This is a genomic window from Actinosynnema sp. NPDC059797, assembly GCF_042732085.1.
Classification (GTDB): domain Bacteria; phylum Actinomycetota; class Actinomycetes; order Mycobacteriales; family Pseudonocardiaceae; genus Actinosynnema.
Map to the genome: position 1 here is coordinate 1 of NZ_JBHWIE010000575.1, position 3,183 is coordinate 3,183.

Sequence of the window (3,183 nt, forward strand, 5' to 3'; positions counted from 1 at the left end):
GTCTTGCGCTGCGCCTTCCACACCTCGCCCTCGCTGGTGAGCAGGCCGTCGCCGAGGGCGCGGCGGGCGTGCACCAGGCCGATGCCCTTGGCGTAGTTGGCGGCGTTGTCGGTCAGCACGTGCTTGGCGTGGTCGGGGTGGTTGAAGAAGTGCAGCGACTTGGGGCCCAGCCGCAGCCGCACCGCGTCGCCGTACCGGCGCGACACCGAGGTCATCACCGACAGGCGGTCGCGGGCCATGCGCAGCAGCAGCCCCGGTGTCGCGCCGCGCGGGGGTCCGGGCAGCTCGGTCGGCGCGGTGGTCGTCACGACGACACCTCGGCGCCGGTGACGAAGGCCGCGGTGATGCGCCTGCGCCACACCTCGTAGGAGGGCACGCCGGGCTCTCCGGGCACCTCGGCGGCGGTCGCGGGCCGCGTGCGGTCGCACAGCTGCTGAGCCTCCTCCGGCGACATCCCGCAGAACACGCGGGTGGCCAGGGCGGTGTGCTCGTCACCGAGACCGGCCTCCAACCGCGCGGTGGCGGCGAACGCGCTGCCCTGCGCGACGTGCGGCAGGTGCGGGCCCGCGCGATCGCGGAACGCCCGCAGCTCGCCCTCGTCCGCGGCGCCCGCGTAGGTCGCGGCCAGGCCCGCGCCGCTGTAGAGGTCGGGGCGGCGCTCCGCGGCGAAGGAGTCGATCAGGTCCGCCACGACCCGCTGGTCCGCGCCGCCCACGAACCACATCGCCCGGCCGATGCCCTGGTCGATCGCGTGGTCGGCGTACCAGGCGTGGTCCCCGCCGGGCCAGGGGAAGCCAGGCTCGCGGTACTGGCCCCGGACGTACTCCCCGGTGCGGAAGTAGGCCTGGTGGAAGCCGTAGCCGTCCAGCGCGAGCCACCGCAGCAGCGGGTCGCCCAGCTCCAGCCGCGACCAGCGGAACCGGGGCACGCGGGCCATCGCCCAGCCGATGCCGACGTAGGCCATGTAGGAGTGCCGGGCGGCGCGCCCGGCCAGGAACCGCGCGGTCCGACCGCCCCGGCCGAACGGGAGCCCGTCGCGCACCGCGAAGCCCATCGCGGCGCCCTCGTAGGCGAAACCGCGGAACCTGCGCGGCACCTGTTCCAGCCGCTCCTCGGGTTCCTCCGGGGTGCGCGCCTCGGCGGCGTACCCGTAACCCTCCAGGAAAGAGCGGCCGACGGTTTCCAGGAGGTCGCGCGCAGCCGCGTCCTTCTCGTGGAAACCGCGTACTTCCAGTTTCGTGTTCGACACGCCGGGAGTCAGCACGCGTCGCCTGAGCGCCCGCCACGGGCCGGCCATTTTCGCTCCCTTCGCCCTGCCGCGGGTGAACGCGGCTCTCGGACTACTGGAAATCGTTGAGCGGACCCGCGCCCGATGCCTACTTCCAGCGTGCGAACCGCTCGGGACGAGGCCCGGAACACCCGGTCGCGCGCCTTTCCCGGGCCGGTGATCACGGCGGGCAAGCGGCGAGTAGCCGGACCCGGGCACGGGTGCGACGCTCGGGCCGGAGGGGGCCGCAGACTCTGCGCCCGAAGTGCCGACAAACCCCGAGGACACTCATGACGGCTCACTTTGACGACATCATCGTCGGTGCCGGATCGGCCGGCGCGGCGCTCGCGGTCCGGCTGAGCGAGGACCCGGCGCGACGCGTGCTGCTGCTGGAGGGCGGTCCGGACCACGTCACGCCGGAGGAGATCCCGGAGGAGATCCGCTACGGCCGGACCATGTCGTTCACCGGCCAGGACTGGACCTTCCGCGCGGAGGTCCACGACGGCCGCCGCATCCGCTACCCGCGCGGCCGGGCCACGGGCGGGTCGTCCGCGGTCGGCGCGACGGTCGGGCTGCGCGGTGTGCCCGCCGACTACGACGACTGGGCCGCCGCCGGGAACCCCGGCTGGTCCTACGCCGACGTGCTGCCCTCCTTCCGCAGGCTGGAGCGCGACCTCGACTTCGGCGAGGGCGAGTTCCACGGCGGCGGCGGGCCCATGCCGATCCGGCGCTGGCGGCCCGAGGAGCTGGCCCCGGGGCAGACGGCGTTCGTGGAGTCCTGCCTGGACGCCGGCTTCCCGGAGGTCAAGGACCACAACCACCCCGAGGCCACCGGCATCGGGTCGATCCCCTCGACCCGCCACGACGCCGTGCACCGCGCCACCACCGCGACCACCTACCTGAGCCTGGTCCGCGACCGGGCCAACCTGGAGATCCGGTCCGGCACGCTGGTCGACCGCGTGGTGTTCGAGGGCTCGCGGGCGGTCGGCGTGCTGGCCTCCACCGGCGGCGGCTCCTACGAGCTGGTGGAGGGCCGCCGGGTCGTGCTGGCCGCGGGCGCGGTCGCCTCGCCCGCGATCCTGCTGCGCTCGGGCGTCGGCCCGGCCGAGGACCTGCGCCGGCTCGGCGTCGACGTCCGCGCCGACCTGCCCGGCGTCGGCGCGAACCTCGTCGACCACCAGCGCACCGGTGCGTTCCTGGTGCCCAAGCCCGGCGTGGTGGACCGCACGCAGGCGTTCCTCCAGCAGATCCTGCGGACCACCTCGCCGGTCACCGGGGAGTTCAACGACCTCCAGTACTACATGGTCAACCACTTCGACCTGGGGCCGTTCCCGGAACTGCAGATGCTCTCGGGCACCGACGAGATCCTCGGCGTGATGGTGGTGTCGCAACGGCCCGGCTCGCGCGGCCGGATCACGCTGCCGTCGACCGACCCGGCCGCCCAGCCCGCCATCGCGCTCAACTTCCTCGACGACGACCGGGAGATGGACGTCCTGGTCGACGGCGTGCGCACCGCGTGGCAGCTGGCCCACCACCCGGACATCCTGGAGCTGGGCCAGGGTTTCGTGGTGCTGCGCGACGCCATGATCGACAAGGACGACATGGTCCGCCAGTACGTCAAGACGAGCCTGGAGAGCGCCTACCACCCGACCGGCACGGTCCGCATGGGCCCGGCCTCCGAGCCCGACTCGGTCGTCGACGCGCGCGGCGCGGTGCACGGCCTGGAGGCGCTGCACGTCTGCGACGCGTCCGTCATGCCGAGCACGGTGCGCGCCAACACCAACCTGACCTCCATCATGATCGGCGAGCGGATGTCGGACTGGCTGCGCGAGGGCTGAACCCCGACACGCGGGAGCGGCGGCGGCCCGGTGGGGCGGAGCCCCGCCCGCGGGTGGGAGGCACACGGCGGGGGGGAC

Annotated in this window: 3 protein-coding genes; 1 reads left to right on the top strand and 2 read right to left on the bottom strand. The window is 74.0% G+C overall.

The window, feature by feature from the left end; translation table 11 throughout:
• Together ACFV4N_RS41835 and ACFV4N_RS41840 are read right to left on the bottom strand one after the other, a co-directional pair.
• Positions 1 to 239: cytochrome P450 (locus ACFV4N_RS41835; RefSeq protein ID WP_499678246.1), on the bottom strand; the 239-nt coding region annotated here is incomplete at its 3' end.
• Positions 240 to 304: 65 nt separating this feature from the next.
• On the bottom strand, positions 305 to 1,297 hold the full coding sequence (locus ACFV4N_RS41840; protein WP_499678244.1) for a DUF1702 family protein: 993 nt from the start codon (positions 1,295 to 1,297) through the stop codon (positions 305 to 307).
• Between the two features lie 260 nt (positions 1,298 to 1,557).
• Here ACFV4N_RS41840 and ACFV4N_RS41845 point away from each other — a divergent pair, with 260 nt between their 5' ends.
• Positions 1,558 to 3,105 carry a GMC family oxidoreductase gene (locus ACFV4N_RS41845; protein WP_499678245.1) on the top strand — a complete coding sequence of 516 codons (1,548 nt, stop codon included), beginning with the start codon at positions 1,558 to 1,560 and terminating at the stop codon, positions 3,103 to 3,105.
• The last annotated feature ends 78 nt before the right edge of the window (positions 3,106 to 3,183 follow it).

What these genes read in the sequence shown, in the direction of transcription:
- ACFV4N_RS41845 (WP_499678245.1), top strand. Translation starts at nt 1,558, where the DNA reads ATGACGGCTCACTTTGACGACATCATCGTCGGTGCCGGATCGGCCGGC.
- ACFV4N_RS41840 (WP_499678244.1), bottom strand. Translation starts at nt 1,297, where the DNA reads ATGGCCGGCCCGTGGCGGGCGCTCAGGCGACGCGTGCTGACTCCCGGC.